Below are 23,735 nucleotides of genomic sequence, written 5' to 3' on the forward strand. Positions count from 1 at the left end.
CGCTAAGATAACGGTGTTAAGATCGACGGCAACCGCTTTTTTCGCAACACCGATATGCGTGAATGCAGAGCTGGGGCCGGCGCCCCCGTCCATTCATCGGCCGTCAATCTTGTCGCGCGCATGCGTGCGGTGAGGTAAGCAACGGGCCGGGTCGGGGCGGCCCAACTCGACGACAGGAACGACGGACGACATGGCCAGAGCGCAGTCGCCGGGACCCGGCGGTCACGGCCCGGACGCCCCCCGCCCCAAGCGTTCCCCCCTGCAGGCGCTGATCTACTGGACGCTGGTGCTCGGCGTCTGGGGGCTGATCTTCCTGGTCGCCTTCTTCGCGGTCTTCGCCATCGACCTGCCCGACACCTCCAAGCTCTACGAGGTGAAGCGCCAGCCGTCGGTCTCCTACCTGGACCGCTCGGGCGGGCTGATCTCGGTGCGCGGCAGCCAGTACGCGCCGCCCGTCGATCTCGACAAGCTGCCGGCCTATGTGCCGAAGGCGTTCATCGCCATCGAGGACCGCTGGTTCTACTGGCACTTCGGCTTCAACCCCTGGGGCATCGCCCGCAGCGTCGCCTACAACGCCACCCATCACGGGGGTCCGCTGCGCGGCGGCTCGACGATCACCCAGCAGCTCGCCCGCAACCTGTTCCTGACGCCCAGCCAGACCTACCGGCGCAAGGTGCAGGAGCTGATCCTGGCGGTCTGGCTGGAGGCCAAGTTCTCCAAGAAGCAGATCCTCGAGCTCTATCTGAACCGCGTCTATTTCGGAGCCGGCGCCTACGGCATCGAGGCCGCCAGTCAGCGCTATTTCAACAAGCCCGCCTCGCAGCTGACGCTCGGCGAGAGCGCCCTGCTGGCCGGCATGATGAAGGGCCCTTCGCGCTACTCGCCGGTGGCGGCCACCGACCGTGCCGCGCGGCGCGCCACCATCGTGCTCGACGAGATGGTCCGCATCCACGCCATCACGCCCCAGGAGCGCGACCAGGCCTTCCAGCAGAAGGTGCGGGTGAACCCGGTGCTGGCCAACCAGCGGGCGCAGTACTTCACCGACTGGCTGGACGACCAGGTGCGCCAGCTGGTGGGCGAGCCCACCGAAGACCTGGTGGTGGAGACCACCCTCGACCTGCCGCTGCAGGCGGCCGCCGAACAGGCCCTGCAGAAGGGCGTCGCCGAGGCCGCCAACCAGGGCGTCCAGCAGGCGGCGCTGGTCTCGCTCGACGGCGAGGGCCGGGTGCGCGCCTACGTCGGCGGGGTCAACTACCTGCAGAGCCAGTTCGACCGCGTGACCATGGCCCGCCGCCAGGCCGGCTCGTCCTTCAAGCCGTTCGTCTATCTGACCGCGATGGAGGCCGGCCGCACGCCGGACACGCCGGTGGTCGACGAGCCGATCACCATCGGCAACTGGCAGCCGCGCAACTACACCGGCAAGTACCTCGGGCCGATCACGCTCGAGACGGCGCTGAAGGAGTCGATCAACACCGTGGCGGCGCGGCTGGCCAACGAGGTCGGCACCTCGAACGTGGCGGCCACGGCCCGCCGGCTCGGCATCACCTCGCCGATCCAGCTCGATCCCTCCATGGCGCTCGGCGCGGTGGAGGTGAGCCCGATGGAGATGGCCCAGGCCTACGACCCGTTCGCCAACGGCGGCTTCTACGCCAAGGCCTACGCCATCGAGCGGATCCGCACGGCCTCGGGCAAGGTGCTTTTCGATCACGGCGTCGGCGCGCCCGAGCGGCGGGCGGTGATCGGGCAGCCGGCGCTCTCGTACATGATCCGGATGATGCGCCAGGTGGTGACCTCGGGCACCGGCATGCGCGCCAAGGTGGGCGGCTACGACCTGGCCGGCAAGACCGGCACCACCAGCGATTACCGCGACGCCTGGTTCATCGGCTACACCGGCGGCTTCGTGACGGCGGTGTGGGTCGGCAAGGACGACAACACGCCCATGAAGAAGGTCACCGGCGGGGCCGCGCCGGCGGGCATCTGGCGCGACTACATGACCGCCGCCCTGCCGCGCCTGAAGGTGGAGCCGATCCCCGGAGGCGAAGCGCCGCCGCCCGAGCCGGCCGACGCCATCGGCGATCTCCTGAACGGCCAGCAGATGATCCAGCCGCCGTCCGAGCTGCCGGACGACACGCCGCCGGACCAGCGCGCCCCGGCCGACGCCAACACCCCGCCGTACTGATTTTCTGGTCGCGCAGCCGGACGGAAAAGCGGTTCCCACTTTTCCTGGCTGTCGCTCCTAGGTCCCGAAGGCGTGGAGCCTGGCGCCCTCGGCGCGCAGCCAGGCGCGGTGCGGGCGCTCGTCACCCACCAGGGCCTTCACGTGCGCCCAGAAGCGCGGGCCGTGGTTCAGCTCCTTGAGGTGGGCGCATTCGTGGGCGGCGACATAGTCGGCCACGGCGAAGGGTGCGAGCGCCAGGCGCCAGGAATAGCGGATCGAGCCGGGTTGGCCGTGGCGGCCGGCGCGGCAGGAACCCCAGCGCGCCTTGGCGTCCATGATCGCGACCTTCGGCATCGGCGCGCCGAGCTCGGCCGCATAGACCGCCGTCCGCTCGGTGAAGACCTGAAGGGCGCGCTTCTTGATCACCAGGATCACCGCCCGGGCGAAGCCCTCGCCCTCGCCCATGGCCGAGATGCGGTGGGGCGTGAAGGCGCTGCCCTCGTGCCAGCGGGCGCGGCCCGAGCCGGTCTCGAGCAGGACGGGCTCGCCGAAGATCTCCAGCGTCATGCCGGGACGGATTGGCGAAGGCGGCGGCAGCTCGGCCAGGCGCTCGGCGATCCAGCCGGCGCGCTCGCGGGCGAAGGCGGCGGCCTCGGAAAGGCGGCGCGCGGAGGGGGCGGTGGCGACGATCTGGCGGCGCGTGCGGTCGAGCCGCAGCGAGACGCGCCGGGCGCGGCGGTTGATCTTGAGCGTCACGACGGCGCCGGCCACTTCCAGCCGGTCACCGTCGGCGAGTGACCGGCCGAAGGGACTCATGTGGAGGGCAATGTAGGTCGGCTCGGCGGCTATTCGAAGGCCGGATCGACTCGCCGGATGAAGGCGCGGACCTTCGGGTAAATCTCGCTGTTGAACCGCGCCCCGTTGAACACGCCGTAGTGGCCGACGCCCGGCTGGACGTAGTCCTCCTTGAGGTGCGCGGGCAGGCCCGAGCAGAGGCCGTGGGCCGCCTGGGTCTGGCCGATGCCGGAGATGTCGTCGTTCTCGCCCTCGACGGTAAGCAGGCCGATGTCGGTCATCAGCTCGGGGCGGACCAGGCGGCCGTTGTGCTCCAGCTCGCCCTTCGGCAGCAGGTAGCGCTGGAACACCTTGTCGACCGTCTGGAGGTAGAACTCCTCGGTCAGGTCCAGCACCGAGAGGTACTCGTCGTAGAACTTGAGGTGCTTGTCGGCGGAATCGCCGTCGCCCTCCATGAGGTGCTGCAGGTAGCGCATGTGCGCTTCCTGGTGCCGCTCGAGGTTCATCGACATGAAGGCGGTGAGCTGGACGAAGCCCGGATAGACCCGCCGGCCGACGCCCGGATGCGGCGGCGGCACGGCGTAGATCATGTTGGACTCGAACCAGGCGAAGGGCCGGTCCTCGGCCAGGCGGTTGGTGACGGTCGGCGAGAGGCGCGCGTCGATCGGCGAGCCCATGACGGTGATCGAGGCCGGACGGTTGGGATCCTGATCCTCGGCCATCAGGGCGGCGGCCGAGAGCACGGCCGGCCCCGGCTGGCAGACCGCCACCACATGGGCGCGGCCGCCGAGCACCGTCAGCATCTGGCGGACATGTTCGATGTAGTCGTGGAAGTCGAACTTGCCCTCGTAGACCGGCACCTCGCGGGCGTTGGCCCAGTCGGTGACGTAGACCTCGTGGTCCTGCAGGAAGGCCTGGACCGTGCCGCGCAGCAGGGTGGCGTAGTGGCCGGACATCGGCGCCACGATGAGCACGGGCGGCTCGGGCTTGGCGCGGCCGGCGGCCTTCAGATCGTCGCTGTCGCGGCTGAAGTGCAGCAGCTTGACCCAGGGCGTCGCCCACACCACCCGCGGATGGACGCGCACCGGATGGCCGTCGCACTCCACCATGTCGATGCCCCACTGGGGCTTTCCATAGCGGCGGGTCAGGTTGGCGAAGAGGTCGGAGGCCGCATAGGCGCTGCGGGCGAAGTCGGTGTCGCGCGCCGGGTTCAGCGGCGAGGACCAGAAATTCTTGGCGGCCAAGGCCGCGAACCGCCAGGGAGTGGCGGCGTAGTAGCCGGCTTCGTAGAGCGTATAGAGCATGTGCGGTCCAATATGGTGCGCCGCAACATAACACCGAAGGAGTTAATCGGGTCCATAGCTTGGCTGTGTCCCTCCGCGGGGCGCGACAATGCGCCCGCCGCCCTCGCTCGCCAGCCCTTCGGTCAGCAGCTCTCGGCGTTGGGGCCCTGCGCCATGGCCTTCTGCACCTGCGAAGCGATCTGCTGGGGCGGGGCGTTGTAGGGGATCACGCAGGCGAAGCCGCCCTTGGGGTTCATCAGATAGGTGAAGGTCGAGTGGTTGACCGTGTAATCGGGGCCCTCGCCCGCCTTCTGGGCGAACACCTTGTAGGCCTTGGCGGCGACGTCGACCTGCGCCTGGGAGCCGGTCAGGCCGGTGACGTGGCGCGCGAAGGCGTCATTGGACAGGTACCTGGCGAGCTGGGCCGGGGTGTCGCGCGCCGGATCGACGGAGATGAAGATGGTCTGGAAGTCGGCCGCCTTGGCCCCGAGCAGCTTCTCCGTCTGGCCGAGGGCGAACAGGGTGGTCGGGCAGGCGTCGGGGCAGTTGGTGTAGCCGAAGAACACCGCCGTCCACTTGCCCTCGAGGATGTGCTGGTCGCGCGGGCGGCCGGTCTGGTCGACCAGTTGGAACGGACCGCCCAAGGTGGCGGTTTGCTGGGGATGGGGGCTCAGGATCCCCCTTTGGACGGCAAGCCCTGTGATCACCGCGAAGGCGATGGCGAGGACGGCGAGAACGGCGATGAACCCCCGGCTCATGGAATCTGACGCCCTTTCCCTGCGCATTTGGGCTCGTCAGCGGCGCTTTCGCGGGCGATCCTGACAGCCGATGGTCAGTGTGCGGACCCCCGCCGCGGCGGCGCTGAAGCCCGTCGCCGGCCTCGATAAGACCGCCGCCGCGCCGGCGCAAGGCGACGGCCGCACGCCCATGGGCGAATGGGGCGACGCGGCGGCCCACGGCGGACGGTTGCGGGTGCGAACCCTGGTCACCCAGCGCTGGCTGGTCCTGGCCGGCGAGGCCCTGCTGCTGATGGCCGCCGGACTCGGCCTGGGCGTCCATCCGCCCTATCCGCTGTGCTTCGGGGTGATCGGCGCCGGCGCCTGGATCAACCTGCTGACCGGCGTCGCCAGTCCGGGCCAGCGGACCCTGGGCGACCTCGAGGCGGCGGGCCAGCTGGCGGTCGACATCGTCCAGATCACCGCCCTGATGTTCCTGACCGGCGGTACGGGCAATCCGTTCGTGCTGCTGCTGATCGCGCCGGTGACCCTGGCGGCGGCCACCCTGCCGGTGCGCCACACGCTCGCCCTGGCTGTCCTGGCGAGCCTCGCCTCCCTGTTCCTGGCTTTCCTCGCCCTGCCCCTGCCGGGCGCGGACGGGGCGGCGATCGTCGTCTCCAGGCCCTATAGAGTGGCCGCCGCCATCGCCAATATCACGGGCATCGCCCTGATCGCCGGCTACGTCCGCCAGGCGGCGGCGGAGGCCGCGCGGATGGCGCTGGCCCTCGACGTCACCCAGACCGTGCTGTCACGCGAGCAGCGGCTCTCGGCCCTCGGCGCCCTCGCCGCGGCGGCGGCGCACGAGCTCGGCACGCCGCTGGCCACCATCGCCATCGTCGCCAAGGAGATGGCCCGCGAGGCCCCGACGGCGGGCGTGAAGGAGGACGCCGAGCTCCTGATGGCCCAGGCCGACCGTTGCCGCGAGATCCTGCGCCGGCTGACCGAGACCCCAGACAAGGCCTCCGACGAGGTCCACGAGCGGCTGTCGCTGCGCCAGCTCGTGCAGGAGGTGATCGAGCCCCACGCCGGAGTGAAGGACGTGCGCGTCGAGGCGATCGTCACCGGCGCCGCAGGAACACACGCGCCCGATATTCAGCGAATGCCTGAGATAATCCATGCGCTCACTTCGTTCGTTGAAAATGCAGTGGACTTCGCCGCGGCCGAGGTGCTGGTGACCGCCCGTTTCGACGCCGAGACCATTTCCGTGGAGGTCCGTGACGACGGGCCCGGTTTCGCGCCGGAGATCCTGGCCAAGCTGGGCGAGCCCTATGTCACAACCCGGCCGGGCGCCGAGGGCTCGCGGACCGGCCACATCGGCATGGGCCTGGGTTTCTTCATCTCCAAGACGCTCTTGGAGCGGACCGGCGCCGTGGTCACATTCCAGAACGGACGTCCCCGCGGCGCCATCGTCTCCGCGCGATGGCCCCGGGGCCGCATCGAAGTCGGGGCTGAATAATGGGCCCGAGAACCCGCACGGGACTTGTCGAAGGACTGAAACGTGCGACAGGATGCCGCAGTGGTGCGTTTAGGGAGCACCACAACCAGGGGTAACTGTATGACCGACCTCTCCTCCGACGTCGCGGCCCTGCCCGACAGATCCCTGCTCCTCCTCGACGACGATGCGCCGCTGCGCACGCGGCTCGGCCGCGCGCTCGAGCAGCGCGGCTTCGAGCCGGTGCTGGTCGGCAGCGTCGCCGAGGCCCTGACCGCGGTGCGCAGCGCCGCCCCCGCCTACGCCGTGCTCGACATGCGGCTGGAGGACGGCTCGGGCCTGAAGGTGGTCGAGGCGGTGCGCGAGGCCCGGCCCGACGCCAAGATCATCATGCTGACCGGCTACGGCAACATCGCCACGGCGGTGCAGGCGGTGAAGGCCGGCGCCGTCGACTATCTCTCCAAGCCGGCCGACGCCGACGACGTGGTCCGCGCCCTGCTGGCCAAGGGCGACGCCCCGGCCCCGCCGGAGAACCCGATGAGCGCCGACCGGGTGCGCTGGGAGCACATCCAGCGGGTCTACGAGCTGTGCAACCACAACGTCTCGGAGACCGCCCGCCGGCTCAACATGCACCGCCGCACCCTGCAGCGGATCCTCGCCAAGCGCGCTCCGCGGTAAGCTCTCTCCTCTCCCATTCGCGGGAGAGGCTAAAGCTCCGCCTGCTGAACGCCCGCCGCACGCAGGGCCGCGAGCCGGCCGAAGGCGATGGTGAGCGCCTTGCGGCGGGCGCCGGCGAGCGGGGCTATGGGCGCCTCGCGCAGCACCGCCCCGCCGAAGGCGTCGGCGACGATGAGGCCAGGCTCTTCCGGCAGGATGTCGCGCGGGAATTCCGGCGCCACGGCGAAGGCGAAGGCGTCGCAGTAGGGGCCGTACTCGTGCCACTTCTGGTCCGTGCGGAAGTCCTCCAGGCTCGACTTCACCTCGACGATGAAGAGCTCGCCCTTCGGGCCCAGCGCCATCAGGTCGGCGCGCCGGCCGTTGGGCAGGGTCACCTCGGCGAGCGGCGCGTAGCCGAGCGCGGTCAGCAGCCGCGCCGCCCCGCGGGTGACGGCGGCGGTGGTCTCGGGCCGCGAGACCGATACGACGGTGACGGAGACGTCCATGTCCGAAACCATGTTCCGGCTACGTTCCGGATGCAAGCTTGGGCGCGGTCGGGTCGGGAGCGCATCAGCGCGACGATCGCGCGCCACCAAAGAGTCCCGCGCGACGCGCCTAGCTCCGCGCGGGAAGCGGGAACTCGAGGCGGCCGACGTCGAAGCCGAGCTGCTTGATGCGGGCCAGGGCCTGGGCGCGGACGGCGGCGGTCAGGGTCGGCTTCTGGCTCATCAGCCAGAGGTACTTGCCGTCGTCAGTGGAGAGGATCAGCCAGCCCTGTTCGGGGCGATGGTCGAGGACGCGGTACTCGCGGGTCACGAGGCCGCCGAAGAAGCTCATCTTGAAGATCGAGTTGGTCGCCGGGTCCATGCTGCGGGCCCGGGCCTTCCACTCGGTGACCGGACCGTCGGGCGCGCCCTTGTGACAGCTCTGCACCACCGCGAAGCCGTCGCCGGCGCGGGTCCAGTCGGAGGCGCCGGCCTGGCAGCCCTTCTGCAGCTGGTTGGGGATGCGGGCGACCTCGTACCAGCGCCCCATCATCTGGGTGAGCTCGATCCGCGGCCCGGCGGGCGCGGCCGCGGCCGGGGTGGCGAGCGCCGGGGAGAGGGCCGCGCCGGCGAGCGCGGCGGCGGAGAGGATGAATCGCTTCAGCATCGCGCCCCAATATCCGTGCGACGGCCTTGTGGAAACCGCCCGGCGCGTCGCGCCCGGCGCTTCATATGGCCGCAATATAGGGCCTCGACCTTAACCGTTTAATGGCGGCGATCGGGTCATTCCGCCGCACTGGTTACCGGCCAGGCGCCGTTTCTCGCCGGCTGCGCACCAAGGGCGCGGACAGCGAAGCGCCCGCCGAGGGGTCCCGGCGGGCGCTGGCTGTCGGTTCGTGGAAGGCGGCCTATTCGGCAGCGATCAGGATCTGCTTGGCGCGATCCTTGAAGTTGATCTCCTGGAGGTATTTGATGCCCTCCTCGGCGATGTCGTCGCCGACCATCTTGTCGCCCTCGCTCTTCAGCTCCTCCATGTCGACGTAGGTCGCATAGAAGGCCTTGGTGCGGTCGGTGATGATGCCGGCGTTGAGCAGGGTCTTCACCAGGACGCGGAAGATGTTGGACTGCTCCTTCATGTTCTCGCGACGGGTCTCGTCGGTGACCATCGCCGCCATCTCCTGGATGACGCGCTCCGGATCGAGGCCGAACTCCTCGTAGAGGTCGCGCTGCTGGGTCGGCGCCACGAGGTTGAAGAGCAGGGTCTGGAAGCAGTGCGCGGCCCAGTTCTCGATGATCTCGTGCTCGGCCGCCGACAGGTGCGGGATGGTGCGGTCGGCCCAGATCTTCCCGAACTTGTGGTGGAAGGCCTCGTCGGTCATGACGAGCTGGGTCAGCTTCTTGGCCAGCGGATCCTTGGTCTGGCTGAAGATCGTGGCGAAGGCGCCCATGGCCAGGCCTTCGACCAGCATCTGCATGCCGATGATCTTCTTGTAGACCTCCGGCGCGTGGATGATCTCCACCAGCAGCGCCTTCAGGGTCGGGCCGCATTCCACCGGGCGACCCCAGCGGGCCTTGATGTACTTGGCGAAGGCGGTGACGTGGCGGGCCTCTTCGCGCGTCTGGTTGGCCGCGTACTCCTGCGCGCCCTGGTCCTTCAGCACGTGGCAGAGGCTGGCCGACAGGTTCAGCGCGCCCTGCTCGCCGTGCAGGATCGAGGAGAAGGTCCGCAGGGTGGAGGCGTTGGCGAAGGCCACCCGCTCCTTCTCGGTCTTCAGGTGGTTCCGCACATAGTCGGTCTGCAGCGCCCCGATCATGGTCTCGGGGAGGATCATCTCGTTCTCCATGTCGAAGGGCTCGGAGAAGTCGATGTATTTGGCGTCGAGCGGATCCCAAAAGTGGTCGTGGGTCGCGGAGATGATCTTGTCGAAGGCCGTCGAGCGCGCGTTGTAGCGGTCGAGCTCCAGCATCGACTCGAAGTCGTCCGGCGCCACGGCGTCGTAGATGATGTCCTTGGTGATGTTGCCGTCGGCGGCCATGAGCGGATCTCCTCGAGGGGCGCGCATTCGCCCACTGTCGTTCTGTCGAGCCGCGAAAGATACGCGCGCCACGTGAAGCGTCAAGGAAGGTGACGGAGGCGTCATCTTTTGTTGGAACAGCTTCCCTCTCCCGCACCGGCGGGAGAGGGCAGGGTGAGGGCCGGCTGGGCCGGCTCCGGATTGCGCGTCGAGGGCCCTCGACCTGTCATCCGGCGCGGAACCTTCTGCACGAGCCGGCCCTCACCCTGCCCTCTCCCAAGTCTTCGCTTGGGAGAGGCGATTGCTCACTCGGCTTCGATGGCGGCGATCTGGGCGTCGGAGAGGCCGAAGTGGTGGCCGATCTCGTGGACCAGGACGTGGGCCACGAGCTCCTGGAGGGTGATCTCGCCGTGGGCGGCCCACTCGTCGAGGATCGGACGGCGGTAGAGGAACACCATCGAGGGCTGGGGCGAGGGATCGAACAGCGAGCGGCGGCTGAGGTCGAGGCCCTGGTAGAGGCCGGTGAGCTCGAAAGGGTCCTCGATGCCGAGACTCTCCAGCACCTCCTCGTCGGGGAAGTCGTCGACCCGGAAGATCACCTCGCCGGTCATCCGGCGAAACTGCGGCGGCAGGGCCTGGAACGCCGCCTCGGCCAGGGCGGCTAGGTCGTCGAGCGACGGAGCGCGGCCGAAGGCGGACGCCTCACTCATCGGGCACGACGATGTGGGGCGCCTCGGGCAGGCGGGTCTCGAAGAGGCCGATGTCGAGCGGCTGCTGCGGCTTGACCGGCTTCAGGGGCTGGCGGGCGATGGCCTTCAGCGTCTCGGGCGCGACCTCCGAACCGGCCTTGCGGGCGACGCGCGCCTGGGGCGCCTCGGCGGTGGGGGCGCTGGCGGGCCGCCAGTAGCTGATCAGAAGGCGCCAGACGGTGCGCGGCGGCTCAGTCGGCGGCGCGGGCCAGCGGCGGCCGTTCTCGAAGGTCGGGCTGACCGGCGCGAGCCGCGCCAGGCGTCCCGGCTCGGTGACGATGCGCTCGACGAGCTGGCAATAGCGGTCCTCGGCGTTCAGCGCCTCGATGCGCTCGCGATAGGCCTCCAGCGCCGCCTCGCGGCTCGGGAAGGCGGGGCCGACCGGCTCGGTCGCGAAGACCACGCCCTCGCGCGCCAGGGCCCTGGCCTCGCGCTCGCGGGCGGCGCGGCCGAGGGGCCGCGAGAGGGCCTGCTCCGGGTTGACGGCGACGGGATAGAGGATGGCGTTCACGGCCCCGATCATGACGCCAAACTCTTAAGCGGAAAATGCGCCGCGGATGCGGCGATGTGGATGTGGGCGTAGGCTCCGAGGGAGTGATTCGCCGGAGCAGGGATGGGCGCGTACGATCTGATCCTGGCGGCGGCGGCCGGCGCGGTGTCGCTGGCGATCTGCGCCGTGCTCTGGGCCCTGGCCCAGCGGCGCCAGGCCGCCCTGCAAGTGCAAGGCCTGACCCGCCGGCTGGCGGTGATCGAGAACCGCGCCGACGCCGCCCAGGCCTCCGCCGAGGCCTTCGATTCCACCCTGCTCGCCGTCGAGGACGGCCAGGCGCTGCTGGCCTCGGGCGAGGAGAGCCTGGGGGTCTGCGCCCGGGTGCTGGGCGTCGAGCCGGCCGAACCGCAGGCGCTGGTCAACGCCCTGATGCGCGCCGACCCGGACCACGCCCGCCGGCTGCGCGCCCTGTTCGAGCGCGGCGAGCCTTGCGCCTTCGAAGTCCGCGGCGAGGCCGGCGCGGTCTCTGTGGAGGGCCGGGCGGCCGGGGCGATCGCCTGGCTGCGGGTCTCGGCGGCGGTGGGCGAGGACGCCGCCCTGCCGACCGCGCCCCGGTTCGCCGCCTTCCTCGACGCCCGCGCCTGCCCGGCGTGGATCGCCGCCGCCGACGGCTCGCCGGTGTGGGTGAACGCTGCCTGGCTGCGGGCGGTGGACGCCCAGGATCTCGACGACGCGGCCGCGCGGGGCCTCGCCTTCGACCGCGGCGCCGACGCCATCGCCAGCGAGGCGGCCAACCTCGGCCAGAAGCGGGACGCGGTCCGCTGGTCGACGGTGGAGGGCCGCCGCCGCGCCTTCCGCGTCACCGCCCAGCCGCTAGAGGGCGGCGGGGTCGGCGTCTGGACCGACGACGTCACCGAGGTGGAGGAGATCCGCGAGGCGCTGAAGCGCAACGTCGAGGCGCACGACGAGACGCTGAACCACATCGCCGAGGCGGTGGCGATCTTCGGCGAGGGCAAGCGGCTGATGTTCCACAACGCCGCCTTCGCCGAGCTGTGGGGGCTGGAGCCGGCCTGGCTGGCGGACCGGCCGACGCACGGCGAGGTGCTCGACCGCCTGCGCCAGCGCCGCCGCCTGCCCGAGACCGCCGACTACGCCAAGTGGAAGACCGCCGAGCTCGCCCGCTACGAGCAGCTCGGCCCCGCCGCCGACGACCTCTGGAGCCTGCCCGATGGGCGCACCTTGAAGGTGGTTCGCCAGCCGCACCCGATGGGCGGCCTGCTGCTGCTGTTCTCCGACATCACCGGCGAGCTGAAGCTGAAGGCCCAGTACAACGCCCTCATCGAGGTGCAGCAGGCGACCCTCGACAAGCTCTCCGATGCGGTGGCCGTGTTCGGCTCGGACGGACGCCTCAGGCTCTCGAACGACGCCTTCGCCAAGTTCTGGCAGATCGCCCCGGCCCAGCTCGAGGCGGCGGGGGATTTCGAGGGCGTGGTCGAGCTGTGCGTGCCCAAGCTGCACGACCGGGCGTTCTGGCGCGAGCTGAAGGGCCGCGTGGCCGATCCGGACCCCAACGCCCGCGCGCCGATGACGGGCGAGGTGAAGACCTCGGACTCGCGCATCGTGGCCTACCAGTCGCGGCCGCTGCCGGACGGGGCGACCCTGATCGCGTTCACCGACGTCACCGACGCCAAGAAGCTGGAAAGCGCGCTCGCCGACCGCGAGGCGGCCCTGGCCGACGCCGAGCGGCTGAAGCGCGACTTCGTGGGCAACGTCTCCTACGAGCTGCGCACGCCGCTGACGACCATCATCGGCTACTCCGAGCTGCTGGAGCACTCCGGCGACATCCTCTCCGAGCGCGGCAAGCAGCATGCGGCCGCGGTCAAGTCCGCGGCGACCCAACTGGCCCGCTCGATCGACGACGTGCTCGACATGGCCCAGATCGACGCCGGCGAGATGGCGCTCGACCTTGAGGACGTGCGGGTGTCGGACATGCTGATCGGGGTGGCGGCGCGCTGGAACGAGCGGGCGGCGGGGGCCGGCGTCAGCATCGCCACCGAGACCAGCGAGGACGTCGGCCTGATCCGCGGCGACGCCAAGCGGCTGGCCCAGATCCTCGATCACCTGGTGGAGAACGCGCTGACCCAGACCACCGGCGGCGGGACGATCACGCTTGGCGCCCGCAAGGCCCTGGGCGAGGTTCAGCTCACCGTCGCGGACACCGGGCGGGGCATTCCCTTCCATGTCCAGGCGCACATCTTCGACCGCTTCATCGGCCGCGAGCGCGGCGGCCCGGGCCTTGGCCTGGCGCTGGTCAAGGCGCTCACCGAGCTGCACGGCGGATGGGTGGCGCTGGAGAGCGAGCCGGGGGCCGGCGCGACCTTCACCTGCCACCTGCCGGAAGAAGCCCAGGCGGCGGCGGCCCAGCCGGAGCTGGGCCTCAGCGCCTGAGCCGCCTCAGCGGCGGCGGAACTGCGGTCGTGCGGGCCCGGGGCCGACGCGCGCGCCTTCGGGCTTGTGGCGGTAGGTGATGCGGCCGCGGTCCATGTCGTAGGGCGTCATCTCCACCGTGACGCGGTCGCCGACCATGGAGCGGATACGGTTCTTCTTCATGCGGCCGGCCGTGTAGGCCAGGATCTCGTGGTCGTTCTCGAGACGCACGCGGAAGCGGCCCTCGGGCAAGAGTTCGATGATCTGGCCGTCGAATTCGACGAGGTCTTCCTTCGCCATGTGAGGCTCCTTGCCGGGACGGGGTTACTTGCGGGCTTTGCGGGCGGCGTAGCGGGCGTCTCGCTTGGCCTTGGCCTCGGCCTTGGTCAGAGCCTTGCGCTCCTTGCGCTCGCCCCGCTTGGCCTCGAGCGCCGCAGCCTCGATCGCCGCCGCAGCCTCGCGTTCGGCCTCGAGCGCCTGGGCCGCAGCCTCGATGCGCGCGCTCTTGGCGGCGGCGCGCGTCTGGCGCACCTGAGCGAGCTCGGCCGCCTTGCGCGCGGCGCGGTCGATGGGTTCGGCGGCCGTCACAGCGGCCCTCGGTTGGAACTTGGCGAGGAGCGCCTTGCGCGCCTCGGCGGCGGTCTTCAGGCGTTCGGCGTAGCCGCTTCTCTGGGTCTCGTTCATTTCGCACCCTCCGCCAGGCGGGCGCGGCGGGTGACCAGGCGCGCGTCCTCGGCGTCGGCCAGCTCCGCCCAGCTCGCGGCGGCCGCCTGGCGTTGCTCGCGGACACGGTCCAGGGTGGCGGCCTCGGCGGCGGCGAACGCCTCACGCGCCCGGGCGCGGTACTCGTCGGCCTTGATCTGGTGCTTGTGCAGCACGGCGTCGGCGGAAACGTCCATCGGCGGGGCTCCGGTTATTTGAGGGAACGGGCGGCGCGACCGTCGAGAAGGCGGCCGACCCGCAGGCCCAGTTGATCGAGCGACAGGCGCCGAAGGCTGGGATGGGCGTGGCGGATGTCGTGCAGGCTCGCCTGCGGATCGCGGGCGAGGATGTCACTCAGGACCGCCTCGGGGGCGGTCCGGTATCGGTAATTCACAGCTTTACTCGGACTGGCCGGGCGAGCGCCCCGCCGTCAGGCGGGCCGCCGCCCGAGCAGGATGGCCTCAGACCGCCTGCAGCTGGCCCGCGGACATCTTGCCGCTGCGCTGGTCGCGCTCGACCTCGAAGCCGATCTTCTGGCCTTCGTTGAGCGTGCCGAGGCCGGCGCGCTCGACGGCCGAGATATGCACGAAGACGTCGTTGCCGCCGGCGTCCGGCTGGATGAAGCCGAAGCCCTTTTGGCCGTTGAACCACTTTACGGTGCCGGTTTGCATAGATTGTCCCTTTCCGGACATGAGTTCTCCCGCCCGGGATGGACGTGGAGATCAAATTTTCGGAGAGGGTCGAAAACTAGTGCGGGCCGAAATTCTGGATTTCGGCGAAGGCGCCAGGCGAGCCAAAGCGATATTTGATTTGTCGAAGATGGGCCTTCCGACCCGATTTCGCAAGTATTTTCACCAGAAATCCTCACGGGCGCCTCCAGACATGCTAGTAAGCGTCTGGAAAATCTCATGAGATCCCCGGTCCGATGAAAGCCGCACCCGCACGCCGCGCCTCCGCCGCCGTCCATTTCCGGACCGAGATCGAGAAGGCCGAGGCCGACGGGTTCGCTCGCGACGGAATGACCCTGCGGCTGACGCTCGGCGACGTGAACCAGCTCCAGCGCGACGCCAGCATCCCCCTCGCCGACATCAGCTTCAGCGACGGCGTCATGCGCTACCTCGGCGTCCGGATCGAAAAGGGCGGCGTGGCCGAGAGCGTCCTGGAGCGCGGGGCCTAGGGCCGAGCGGACCTGGCCAGGCCCGTCGTCGCCATCGCCTGCCGCTGAGCGCGCCCGATGCTATACCTCCTGCGACGCCCGCGCGTTGAGGAGACCACCATGACCCCGAAGACCTTTGCCGCCGCCCTGGCGGGCCTCGCCGCCACGGCCCTCGCCGGATCGGCCGCCGCCGCCAGCCTGGTGGTGCCGATGGCGCTTGCCACCCCGCAGGGGCCGGGGGCCTCGGTGGGCCAGGTGACGCTGAGCGACAGCCCGAAGGGCGTCTCGATCGCCCTCGACCTCAAGGGCCTGCCGCCGGGCCAGCACGGCTTCCACCTGCACGGCAACCCGTCGTGCGCCCCGGCCGCCGCGGCCGATGGCACGGTGACGCCGGCCGGCGGCGCCGGCGCGCACCTCGATCCAGGCGAGACCAAGACGCACATGGGGCCTGAGGGGGCCGGCCACCTGGGCGACCTGCCACGCATCGAGGTGGCGGCGGACGGCACGGCGCGCCAGACGCTGGCCGCGCCGCGGTTCAAGTCCGTGGCCGAGCTGCAGGGCCACGCCCTGATGATCCACGCCGGCGGCGACACCTATGCGGACACGCCGCCGCTCGGCGGGGGCGGCGCGCGCCTCGCCTGCGGCGTGGTCCGCTAGACAGGGATGGCGGCGGGCGGGCGCCTCGCGCCGCCCGTTCGCAAGCCTCTTAGTGCTGGCTTTCCGGCATGCGGACGACGAGGCCGTCCAGGTCGTCGGAGACCTTGATCTGGCACGACAGGCGGCTATTCGGCTCGACGCCCTCGGCGAAGTCGAGCATCGACTCCTCCATGGCCGACTTGTCGCCGGTCTTGGCGAGCCAGGTCTCGTCCACATAGACGTGGCAGGTGGCGCAGGCGCAGGCCCCGCCGCAGTCGGCGTCGATGCCCGGGATGTTGTTCTTCACCGCGCCTTCCATGACCGAGAGGCCGTTCTTGACGTCGATGACGTGCTCGGTCCCGTCGTGTTCGATGTAGGTGATCTTGGCCATGGTCCTGCCCTAACGCGCGCCGTCTAAGCGGCGACCTCTTTCATGGAGATGGATGGATCGGCAAGCTTGATCTTGTCGACCGGCTTGCGGTTACCGATGAGCTGCTTGCCCATCATGAACTCCGGCGGGGCGTTGATCGCCTCGACCGACTGGAGTTGCTTTCCCTTCAGGTGGAAGACCGCGAACTTGGCGGTCTTGGGATCGCCGCGGATGACGATCTCGTCCACGTCGAAGGCGTAGCCCGCGATCTGGAGCTTCAGGTCGTACTGATCCGACCACTGCCAGGGCACCTCGCCGGCCGGCGCCGCACGGCCGGTGATGGCGCAGGCGGCCTGCTTGGCCTGTTCAAGGGCGTTGGGGACGCTCTCCATGCGGAACATGCGCCCTTCGTAGATCGGCATCGGCCGGTGGGTCACGTCGCCGATGGCGAACACCGCCGGATCGGAGGTGCGGGCCTCGAGGTCGACCACCACGCCGCGCGCGCATTCCAGGCCTGCGTCCTTGGCGATCTCGTCGTTGGGGGTCGCGCCGACGCCGACGACGACGGCGTCGCAGGCGAGTGTGCGGCCGTCGGCGAGCCTGACCCCGCTGACCTTCCCCTGGCCCTCGAAGCCGACGACGCTGGCGCCGAGCTCGAACTTGACGCCGTGCTGCTGGTGATAGGCGGTGAAGAAGTCGGAGAGCGCCTGGCAGGCGACGCGGGCGAGCACCCGCTCCTCGCGCTCCAGGACCACCACCTCGGCCCCGAGGGCCCGTCCGGAGGCGGCCACTTCCAAGCCGATGTAGCCGCCGCCGACGACGGCGAGGGTCTTGCCCGGACCGACGGCGGCCTTGAGCTGCTCGGCGTCGGCGGCGGTGCGCAGGAACATGACGCCGCCAAGCTCCGCGCCGGGGATCGGCAGGGCGATGGCCCGCGCGCCGGTTGCGATGACCAGGATGTCGTAGCTGAGGGTCGAACCGTCGGCGAGGTGCACGCGCCTGGCGCTGCGCTCCAGCTTCACGGCCCGGGTGCTGGGGCGGAAGTCGATGCGGTTCTCGGCGTAGAACTCGAGCGGCTTGAGCGCCAGGCTCTCGGCGTCGGCCTCGCCCTTCAGCCAGGCCTTCGACAGCGGCGGGCGCTGGTAGGGCGGGATCGGCTCGTCGCCCACCAGGGTGATGGGGCCTTCGTGGCCGTACTGGCGCAGCAGGGCCGCCAGCGTGCCGCCGGCGTGGCCCGCGCCAAGGATCACCACGTGCGCCGAAAGTTCGGTCATGCTTTGCCGATGCCCAAAAATGACACCGGCGTCAACTTAGGTAATTGCCCGTAGCCGGCCGAACGGGCGTTTCCTCTGCCGAATCCTCTGGCGAATTGACGCGAGGTCAGGGCCAGGACCGGGCTTAGACCACGCGCTCCATCATCATCTTCTTGACCTCGGCGATCGCCTTGGCCGGGTTCAGGCCCTTCGGGCAGACCTGGGCGCAGTTCATGATTGTGTGGCAGCGGTAGAGCTTGAAGGGATCCTCCAGCGCGTCCAGGCGCTCGCCGGTGGCCTCGTCGCGCGAGTCGATCAGCCAGCGGTAGGCGTGCAGCAGGGCGGCCGGGCCGAGGTACTTCTCCTGGTTCCACCAGTAGCTCGGGCACGAGGTCGAGCAGCAGGCGCAGAGGATGCACTCGTAGAGGCCGTCGAGCTTCTCGCGGTCCTCGGGGCTCTGGATCCACTCCTTCTGGGGCTCCGGCGTGTCGGTGTGCAGCCAGGGCTCGATGGAGGCGTACTGGGCGTAGAACAGGGTCAGATCCGGGACCAGGTCCTTGACCACCGGCATGTGCGGCAGCGGGCTGATCTGCACGTCCTTGCCGGGCACTTCCTCCCAGCCGTGGGTGCAGGCCAGGGTGTTGCGGCCGCCGATGTTCATGGCGCAGGAGCCGCAGACGCCTTCCCGGCACGACCGCCGGAACGCCAGTGTCGAGTCCATGGTGTTCTTGATGTGGATGAGGACGTCCAGGACCATCGGGCCGCAGGCGTCGACATCCACCTCGTAGGTGTCCCACCGCGGATTGGACGCATCGTCCGGATCGTAGCGGTAGATGCGGAAGGTCTTGGTCCGCCCCGAGCCGGCCGGCGCGGGGTGGTGGCGGCCCTTCTTGACCACCGAGTTCTTCGGAAGCGTGAGCTGAACCATCTGCCGTCTCTTCCTTCCGCGCTCAGTACACCCGCGCCTTCGGCGGGATGTAGGCGATGTCGTTGGTCATGGTGAACGAGTGCACCGGGCGGTAGTCGATCTTCACCTTGCCCGACGTGTCGTCGAACCAGGCGAGGGTGTGCTTCATCCAGGTGGCGTCGTCGCGGTCCGGGAAGTCCTCGCGGGCGTGGGCGCCGCGGCTCTCGGTGCGGTTGGCCGCGCCGTTCACCGTCACGGCCGCCTGGCCGATCAGGTTGTCGAGCTCGAGGGTCTCCATCAGGTCGGTGTTCCAGATGAGCCCGCGGTCGGAGACCTTGAGGTCGCCGCGCTGGGCGTGCACCGCGGCCAGGCGCTTGACGCCCGACTTCAGGCTCTCGCCGGTGCGGAACACCGCGGCGTCCTCCTGCATGGCGCGCTGCATCTCGAGGCGCAGGGCCGCCGTCGTGGTCGAGCCGTTGGCGTTGCGCAGGCGGTCGAAGCGGGCCAGGTGGCTCTCGGTCATCGACGGCTTCAGCTCCGGCTGCTTCTCGCCGGCCTTGACGGTGTCCGCCGCCCGCAGGGCCGCGGAGCGTCCGAACACCACGAGGTCGATGAGCGAGTTGGAGCCCAGGCGGTTGGCGCCGTGCACCGAGACGCAGGCCGCCTCGCCCACCGCCATCAGGCCCGGCACCACCTGGTCGGGGTTCTTGCCGTTCTTGGTGACCACTTCCGAATAGAAGTTCGTCGGGATGCCGCCCATGTTGTAGTGCACGGTCGGCAGGACCGGGATCGGCTCCTTGGTCACGTCGACGCCGGCGAACACCTTGGCGCTCTCGGAGATGCCGGGCAGGCGCTCGGCCAGGATCTTCGGATCCAGGTGATCGAGGTGCAGGAAGATGTGGTCCTTCTTCGGACCAACGCCCCGGCCTTCACGGATCTCGATGGTCATGGCGCGACTGACCATGTCGCGCGGCGCGAGGTCCTTCACGGACGGCGCATAGCGCTCCATGAAGCGCTCGCCCTCGGAGTTGGTCAGATAGCCGCCTTCGCCGCGGGCGCCTTCGGTGATCAGGCAGCCGGCGCCGTAGATGCCGGTCGGGTGGAACTGCACGAACTCCATGTCCTGCAGCGGCAGGCCGGCGCGCAGCGCCATGGCGTTGCCGTCGCCCGTGCAGGTGTGGGCGCTGGTGCAGGAGAAGTAGGCCCGGCCGTAGCCGCCGGTGGCCAGGATGACCAACTGGGCCTGGAAGCGGTGCAGGGTGCCGTCGTCCAGCTTCCAGGCCGTGACGCCCCGGCAGGTCCCCTCGTCCATGATCAGGTCGAGGGCGAAGTACTCGATGAAGAACTCGGTCTCGTGCGCCAGGCTCTGACCATACATGGTGTGGAGCATGGCGTGGCCAGTCCGGTCGGCCGCCGCGCAGGTGCGCTGGATCGGCGCCTCGCCGTAGTTGCGGGTCATGCCGCCGAAGGCGCGCTGATAGATCTTGCCTTCCGGGGTGCGCGAGAACGGCACGCCCCAGTGCTCCAGCTCATAGACCGCGGCCGGCGCGTTGCGGCAGAGGTATTCGATGGCGTCCTGGTCGCCCAGCCAGTCCGACCCCTTGACGGTGTCGTACATGTGCCAGCGCCAGTCGTCCTCGCTCATGTTGCCGAGCGAAGCGGAGATGCCGCCCTGGGCCGCCACGGTGTGCGAGCGGGTCGGGAACACCTTGGAGATGCACGCCGTCTTCAGCCCCGCCTGGGCGCAGCCGAGCGCCGCGCGCAGGCCCGAGCCGCCGGCGCCGACGACGACGACGTCGAACTTGTGGTCGATGAAATCGTAAGTCGCCATGGGGTCCTCAAGCGCCTCCCAGCGCGACCTTCAGGATGGAGAAGACGGCCAGCGCCCCCGCCAGCCCGCAGACGAAAAGGTTCAGGATGAGCAGGGCGCTCTTATTGAGCGTGATGTGGATGTAGTCCTCGATCACCACGCGCAGGCCGCCGTGCATGTGCCAGAAGGCGATGGCGAGGGTCAGGACCATCAGCACCGCGTTGAGCGGCTGGCTGATCCAGGCGACCGCCGCGCCGTAGTCGCCGGCGGCGATGCGCAGGACGCCGAACACGCCCCACAGCGTCAGCGGCACGAGGGCGACGGCCCCCACCCGCTCGGATATCCAGTGGCCCACCCCGTGGTGGGCGGCGCCCAGGCCGCGGGCCCGGGAGAGCGGCGTGCGATAGCTGGCCATCAGATGGCTCCCGTCATCATGGCGATCGCCCAGACGGCGATGGTCGCGGCGGCGGTGAAGGCGAAGACCAGGACGGCGGTGGCGTTGGCGGTCTTCACGTCGAGGCCTTTGCCCATATCCCAGACGAGGTGCCGGACGCCGTTCGCCAGGTGGTAGAAGAAGCTGAGCGTCAGGCCGAACATCACGACCTTGCCGAGCGGCGAGCCCATCAGCCCCTTGAACTGGGCGTAGGCCTCCGGCCCCTTGGCCAGGGAGACGGCCCAGGCCGCCGCGATCAGGGCGCCGACATAGAGCGCCACGCCGGTAGCGCGATGCAGGATCGAGGTGGCCATGGTGATGTGCCAGCGCCAGACCTGCAGGTGGGGCGAGAGCGGCCGCTCCCGCATTGCCTTCGAGGCGTCGCTCATGTCTTCGGGCCTCCCGCACCCTTGCTCGGACCCGGCGTTTCTAGTCCCGCGCCGGGGCCTGTCAACGAAGCCGGGCCCGATCGCGCGAACGCACGCGGGCCACCTTCGCGAACGCCGAAACTTGGATCGTTTGCCACTACCTGCGCAATGCGTGTTTGCTGTAGGCTTCCTTCGCGAAAGGCGAAGGATGCGCTACGACCTCACCGACCTGCGATTGTTCTGCGAGACGGTCGACGCGGGCTCAATCACCGGCGGCGCTGAGAAATGCGCCCTGGCGCTGGCCGCCGCCTCGACCCGCATCCGGCGGATGGAGGAGGCGCTGGGCGCGCCCCTGTTCACCCGCTCGCGCCACGGGGTGAGCCCCACCGAGGCCGGCCGCACCCTGCTCAAGCACGCCCGCGCCATGCTCGCCCAGAGCGCCCGCCTGAAGGAGGACCTCGGCGCGTTCGCCGGCGGTCTCTCCGGCGAGGTCCGCCTCCTGGCCAACACCAACGCCCTCACCGAATTCCTGCCCGAGGCGCTGTCGTCCTTCCTGGCGGCACACCCGCAGGTCAGCGTCGACCTCGAGGAGAAGCTGTCCGACGAAATCGTCGGCCTCGTGGCCGAGGGCGTCGCCGACGTCGGCATCGTCGCCGGCACCGTCGATGTCGGAGCGCTGGCGACCTACCCCTTCCGGTCGGACCGGTTCGTGGTGGTGACGGCGGCGGGCCATCCCCTGGCCGGCCGCGAGGCGGTCACCTTCGCCGAGGTGCTGGACTGCGAGTTCGTCGGCCTCGAGCGCTCGAGTTCGCTGCAGCGGTTCCTGGCCGCCCGCGCCGCGCGCGAGGGCCGGCCCCTGCGCCTGCGCGTCCAGCTCCGCTCCTTCGACGCGGTCTGCCGGCTGGTGGAGTGCGGCGTCGGCGTCGGCATCGTGCCCCAGTCCACCGCGGCCCGGGCCGCGCGCACCATGTCGCTCGGTGTCGTCGAGCTGGCCGACGACTGGGCGCTGCGCGAGCTGAAGATCGTCGTGCGCGCCGAGGCGCAGCTGCGCCCCTTCGCCCGCGAGCTGGTGGAAAGCCTCAGAGCCGCCTAGGCCTCAGCGAGCCAGTCGGCGGAACGCATCTCCTGCAGGCGCGAGGCGGTCCGCTCGAACTCGAAGGCGCCGTCGCCGGCCGGGTAGAGCTGGATCGGCTCGGCCTCGGCGAGGACGATGAGCTTGGTGCGGGCCTCATAGAGGGCGTCGACCAGGATGACGAGGCGCCGCGCCTCCTCCCGCCGGTTGGCCGACAGCTTCGGCACGTCCTCGAGGAACAGGGTGTGGAAGTTGGCGGCGATGGCCAGGTAGTCGTTAGGCCCCAGCGCCACCGAGCAGAGGCTCGAGAAGGTCGCCCGCAAGAGGCCGCCAGAGGCGTGCGGCAGGTGGATCTTGCGGCCCAGCACCTCCAGGGTCGCGCCGCTCTCCTCCTCCGTGCCGAGCATGTCCTGCCAGAGGGCGTCGTAGGTGCGCTGGTTGTCCGGATCGTTCGGCGAGAACCAGGTGCCGGCGGCGCGCAGCCGGTCCAGCCGGTAGTCGTGCGGCCCGTCCACCTCGACCACCTCCACATGCCGCTTCAGGAGGTCGATGAAGGGCAGGAAGAGCTGGCGGTTGAGGCCGTTCTTGTAGAGCTCGTCCGGCAGCCGGTTGGAGGTGGTCACGAGGGTCACGCCGCGGGCGAACAGCGCTTCGAACAACCGGCCGAGGATCATGGCGTCGGCGATGTCGGTCACCTGGAACTCGTCGAAGCAGAGCAGCTTCGCCTCGGCCGCCACCACGTCGGCGATCGGCGGGATGGGATCATCGCCCTTGGCCTGACCGAAGCGCGCCTTGCGCGCCGCCGCATCGCCCTTGCGCCAGGCGTCGATCAGCCGGTGGATCTCACCCAAAAAGACGTGGAAATGGGTGCGCCGCTTCAGGGCCACCGGCGCGGTCTCGTAGAACAGGTCCATCAGCATGGACTTGCCGCGGCCGACCGGACCGAACAGGTAGACCCCGCGCTGGCTGGCCGGGGCCTTCTTGAACAGCTTCTTCAGCCCGCCCGGCTCGGCGGATTGCAGGTCGCCCTCGAGGCGCACGAGCGCGCGCAACGCCGCCGCCTGGGCAGGGTCGGGCCGGATATCGCCTGCGGCCAGGCGCGTGTCGTAGGCGTCGTGGAGCGCGGACGGCATGGGCCCCTTCCGCCTAGCCGGGCGCGCGGCCGGGCGCAAGGAACGGGCTCGGCGGCGACGGGTTAGGAGGTCGTCGAAAGGAGACCTCCCATGGCCGAAGACGACCGCACCTTCCGCACCTCCACGCCTCAGGCGAACCGCGCCGAGATGCAGGGACTGGGCGTCGGACAGAAGGAGATGAACGCCCAGCAGGCCCCGAACCGCGACCAGCACGCGACCGATCCGCAGCGGCTCGAGCCCTTCGAGAACGATCCCGCCGGCGCGGGCGACGATCGCGGCCGGGGCTCCAGCGACATGGGCGCCGCGGCGGCCAGCGCCGGGCAGCGCGGCGAGTCCCGCAGCTTCGACGAACGCAACGCCGCCGGCATCGACGACGCGGGCGATCTCGGCGCCGGAACACCGCCGGGGGTCGACATCCACGATATCGGCCAGGACGACAATCCCGAGCAGGCCTGGGGCCACGAGGCCGAGGAAGGCGTCACCTACTCCGCCACCGGCAGCCGCAAGGGCGTCAAGACCGAGGCCGAGCGCGGCCAGGGGCGCCTGACCCGCCAGCGGACGAAGGACATCATCAGCCGACGCGGATAAGGGCAATGTCCCGCCCCGGAGCGGTGCTCCGGGGCGAGGA

The 23,735-nt window shown here is 70.1% G+C and carries 28 protein-coding genes; 8 read left to right on the top strand and 20 right to left on the bottom strand.

Annotated elements, in window-relative coordinates:
• The first annotated feature begins 190 nt into the window (after positions 1–190).
• Positions 191–2,179 (top strand): transglycosylase domain-containing protein, encoded by a 1,989-nt coding sequence (locus tag DJ017_RS01750; RefSeq protein ID WP_111527093.1) that lies wholly within the window; start codon positions 191–193, stop codon positions 2,177–2,179.
• A gap of 57 nt (positions 2,180–2,236) precedes the next feature.
• On the opposite strand, the gene DJ017_RS01755 is transcribed toward DJ017_RS01750, so the two are convergent.
• The 3 genes from DJ017_RS01755 to DJ017_RS01765 all read right to left on the bottom strand — a co-directional run bounded on the left by DJ017_RS01755 (position 2,237) and on the right by DJ017_RS01765 (position 4,994).
• Positions 2,237–2,974 (bottom strand): M48 family metallopeptidase, encoded by a 738-nt coding sequence (locus DJ017_RS01755; protein WP_111527094.1) that lies wholly within the window; start codon positions 2,972–2,974, stop codon positions 2,237–2,239.
• Positions 2,975–3,003: 29 nt separating this feature from the next.
• Positions 3,004–4,257 (bottom strand): polyhydroxyalkanoate depolymerase, encoded by a 1,254-nt coding sequence (locus tag DJ017_RS01760; RefSeq protein ID WP_111527095.1) that lies wholly within the window; start codon positions 4,255–4,257, stop codon positions 3,004–3,006.
• 122 nt (positions 4,258–4,379) lie between these two features.
• Positions 4,380–4,994: an SCO family protein gene (locus DJ017_RS01765; RefSeq protein WP_111527096.1), complete on the bottom strand. Its 615-nt coding sequence runs from the start codon at positions 4,992–4,994 to the stop codon at positions 4,380–4,382.
• 70 nt (positions 4,995–5,064) lie between these two features.
• On the opposite strand from DJ017_RS01765, the gene DJ017_RS01770 reads away from it, so the two are divergent.
• The gene (locus DJ017_RS01770) at positions 5,065–6,468 is read left to right on the top strand and encodes an ActS/PrrB/RegB family redox-sensitive histidine kinase (RefSeq protein WP_377284523.1); all 1,404 of its coding nucleotides are present in this window, start codon (positions 5,065–5,067) and stop codon (positions 6,466–6,468) included.
• Positions 6,469–6,567: 99 nt separating this feature from the next.
• On the top strand, positions 6,568–7,122 hold the full coding sequence (locus DJ017_RS01775; protein WP_111527097.1) for an ActR/PrrA/RegA family redox response regulator transcription factor: 555 nt from the start codon (positions 6,568–6,570) through the stop codon (positions 7,120–7,122).
• Between the two features lie 29 nt (positions 7,123–7,151).
• On the opposite strand, the gene mmcB is transcribed toward DJ017_RS01775, so the two are convergent.
• From mmcB to DJ017_RS01800, 5 genes are all read right to left on the bottom strand, one after another.
• Positions 7,152–7,607, bottom strand: coding sequence for a DNA repair putative endonuclease MmcB (gene mmcB, locus DJ017_RS01780; protein ID WP_111529924.1), 456 nt, complete (start codon positions 7,605–7,607; stop codon positions 7,152–7,154).
• Positions 7,608–7,716: 109 nt separating this feature from the next.
• Positions 7,717–8,253 (bottom strand): lipocalin family protein, encoded by a 537-nt coding sequence (locus DJ017_RS01785; protein WP_111527098.1) that lies wholly within the window; start codon positions 8,251–8,253, stop codon positions 7,717–7,719.
• A 241-nt stretch (positions 8,254–8,494) separates the two neighbouring features.
• A complete protein-coding gene (locus DJ017_RS01790; protein ID WP_111527099.1) occupies positions 8,495–9,622 on the bottom strand; it encodes a ferritin-like domain-containing protein in 1,128 nt (375 codons plus the stop codon).
• Positions 9,623–9,906: 284 nt separating this feature from the next.
• Positions 9,907–10,311 carry a metallopeptidase family protein gene (locus tag DJ017_RS01795; RefSeq protein WP_111527100.1) on the bottom strand — a complete coding sequence of 135 codons (405 nt, stop codon included), beginning with the start codon at positions 10,309–10,311 and terminating at the stop codon, positions 9,907–9,909.
• Complete coding sequence (locus tag DJ017_RS01800; RefSeq protein ID WP_111527101.1) at positions 10,304–10,873, bottom strand: hypothetical protein; 570 nt, start codon at positions 10,871–10,873, stop codon at positions 10,304–10,306. The genes DJ017_RS01795 and DJ017_RS01800 overlap by 8 nt, the downstream gene beginning before the upstream one ends.
• Positions 10,874–10,963: 90 nt before the next feature.
• Between DJ017_RS01800 and divL the strand changes: the two genes are divergently transcribed.
• Positions 10,964–13,288 carry a cell cycle protein kinase DivL gene (gene divL / locus DJ017_RS01805; protein WP_111527102.1) on the top strand — a complete coding sequence of 775 codons (2,325 nt, stop codon included), beginning with the start codon at positions 10,964–10,966 and terminating at the stop codon, positions 13,286–13,288.
• 6 nt (positions 13,289–13,294) lie between these two features.
• Here the strand turns inward: divL and infA are convergent, their stop codons facing one another.
• From infA to DJ017_RS01830, 5 genes are all read right to left on the bottom strand, one after another.
• Complete coding sequence (gene infA / locus DJ017_RS01810) at positions 13,295–13,567, bottom strand: translation initiation factor IF-1 (RefSeq protein WP_111527103.1); 273 nt, start codon at positions 13,565–13,567, stop codon at positions 13,295–13,297.
• A 24-nt stretch (positions 13,568–13,591) separates the two neighbouring features.
• On the bottom strand, positions 13,592–13,951 hold the full coding sequence (locus DJ017_RS01815; RefSeq protein WP_111527104.1) for a DUF6481 family protein: 360 nt from the start codon (positions 13,949–13,951) through the stop codon (positions 13,592–13,594).
• Positions 13,948–14,166, bottom strand: a complete 219-nt coding sequence (locus tag DJ017_RS01820) for a hypothetical protein (RefSeq protein ID WP_111527105.1) — start codon at positions 14,164–14,166, stop codon at positions 13,948–13,950. The genes DJ017_RS01815 and DJ017_RS01820 overlap by 4 nt, the downstream gene beginning before the upstream one ends.
• Positions 14,167–14,180: 14 nt before the next feature.
• Positions 14,181–14,363, bottom strand: coding sequence for a hypothetical protein (locus DJ017_RS01825; RefSeq protein WP_111527106.1), 183 nt, complete (start codon positions 14,361–14,363; stop codon positions 14,181–14,183).
• Between the two features lie 67 nt (positions 14,364–14,430).
• On the bottom strand, positions 14,431–14,640 hold the full coding sequence (locus tag DJ017_RS01830; RefSeq protein WP_111527107.1) for a cold-shock protein: 210 nt from the start codon (positions 14,638–14,640) through the stop codon (positions 14,431–14,433).
• A gap of 254 nt (positions 14,641–14,894) precedes the next feature.
• Between DJ017_RS01830 and DJ017_RS01835 the strand changes: the two genes are divergently transcribed.
• Together DJ017_RS01835 and sodC are read left to right on the top strand one after the other, a co-directional pair.
• Complete coding sequence (locus tag DJ017_RS01835; RefSeq protein WP_111527108.1) at positions 14,895–15,146, top strand: hypothetical protein; 252 nt, start codon at positions 14,895–14,897, stop codon at positions 15,144–15,146.
• A 99-nt stretch (positions 15,147–15,245) separates the two neighbouring features.
• Positions 15,246–15,782, top strand: a complete 537-nt coding sequence (gene sodC / locus DJ017_RS01840) for a superoxide dismutase family protein (RefSeq protein WP_111527109.1) — start codon at positions 15,246–15,248, stop codon at positions 15,780–15,782.
• 49 nt (positions 15,783–15,831) lie between these two features.
• Here sodC and DJ017_RS01845 read toward each other — a convergent pair whose 3' ends face one another.
• From DJ017_RS01845 to sdhC, 6 genes are all read right to left on the bottom strand, one after another.
• On the bottom strand, positions 15,832–16,152 hold the full coding sequence (locus DJ017_RS01845) for a 2Fe-2S iron-sulfur cluster-binding protein (RefSeq protein WP_111527110.1): 321 nt from the start codon (positions 16,150–16,152) through the stop codon (positions 15,832–15,834).
• Positions 16,153–16,175: 23 nt separating this feature from the next.
• Positions 16,176–17,405 carry an NAD(P)/FAD-dependent oxidoreductase gene (locus DJ017_RS01850; RefSeq protein ID WP_111527111.1) on the bottom strand — a complete coding sequence of 410 codons (1,230 nt, stop codon included), beginning with the start codon at positions 17,403–17,405 and terminating at the stop codon, positions 16,176–16,178.
• Between the two features lie 124 nt (positions 17,406–17,529).
• Complete coding sequence (locus DJ017_RS01855; protein WP_111527112.1) at positions 17,530–18,312, bottom strand: succinate dehydrogenase iron-sulfur subunit; 783 nt, start codon at positions 18,310–18,312, stop codon at positions 17,530–17,532.
• A 22-nt stretch (positions 18,313–18,334) separates the two neighbouring features.
• The gene (gene sdhA / locus DJ017_RS01860; RefSeq protein WP_111527113.1) at positions 18,335–20,122 is read right to left on the bottom strand and encodes a succinate dehydrogenase flavoprotein subunit; all 1,788 of its coding nucleotides are present in this window, start codon (positions 20,120–20,122) and stop codon (positions 18,335–18,337) included.
• A gap of 7 nt (positions 20,123–20,129) precedes the next feature.
• Positions 20,130–20,516, bottom strand: coding sequence for a succinate dehydrogenase, hydrophobic membrane anchor protein (gene sdhD, locus DJ017_RS01865; protein WP_165830497.1), 387 nt, complete (start codon positions 20,514–20,516; stop codon positions 20,130–20,132).
• Positions 20,516–20,923, bottom strand: a complete 408-nt coding sequence (sdhC, locus tag DJ017_RS01870) for a succinate dehydrogenase, cytochrome b556 subunit (RefSeq protein WP_111527114.1) — start codon at positions 20,921–20,923, stop codon at positions 20,516–20,518. The genes sdhD and sdhC overlap by 1 nt, the downstream gene beginning before the upstream one ends.
• A 187-nt stretch (positions 20,924–21,110) precedes the next feature.
• Here sdhC and DJ017_RS01875 point away from each other — a divergent pair, with 187 nt between their 5' ends.
• Positions 21,111–21,995, top strand: coding sequence for a LysR family transcriptional regulator (locus tag DJ017_RS01875; protein WP_111527115.1), 885 nt, complete (start codon positions 21,111–21,113; stop codon positions 21,993–21,995).
• Here DJ017_RS01875 and zapE read toward each other — a convergent pair.
• Entirely contained in the window at positions 21,992–23,107 is a 1,116-nt protein-coding gene (zapE, locus tag DJ017_RS01880; protein WP_111527116.1) for a cell division protein ZapE, read from the bottom strand. The genes DJ017_RS01875 and zapE overlap by 4 nt on opposite strands.
• 90 nt (positions 23,108–23,197) lie before the next feature.
• Here zapE and DJ017_RS01885 point away from each other — a divergent pair, with 90 nt between their 5' ends.
• On the top strand, positions 23,198–23,695 hold the full coding sequence (locus tag DJ017_RS01885; RefSeq protein ID WP_111527117.1) for a hypothetical protein: 498 nt from the start codon (positions 23,198–23,200) through the stop codon (positions 23,693–23,695).
• The last annotated feature ends 40 nt before the right edge of the window (positions 23,696–23,735 follow it).

It is taken from the genome of Phenylobacterium soli (genome assembly GCF_003254475.1).
Taxonomy (GTDB): Bacteria; Pseudomonadota; Alphaproteobacteria; order Caulobacterales; family Caulobacteraceae; genus Phenylobacterium; species Phenylobacterium soli.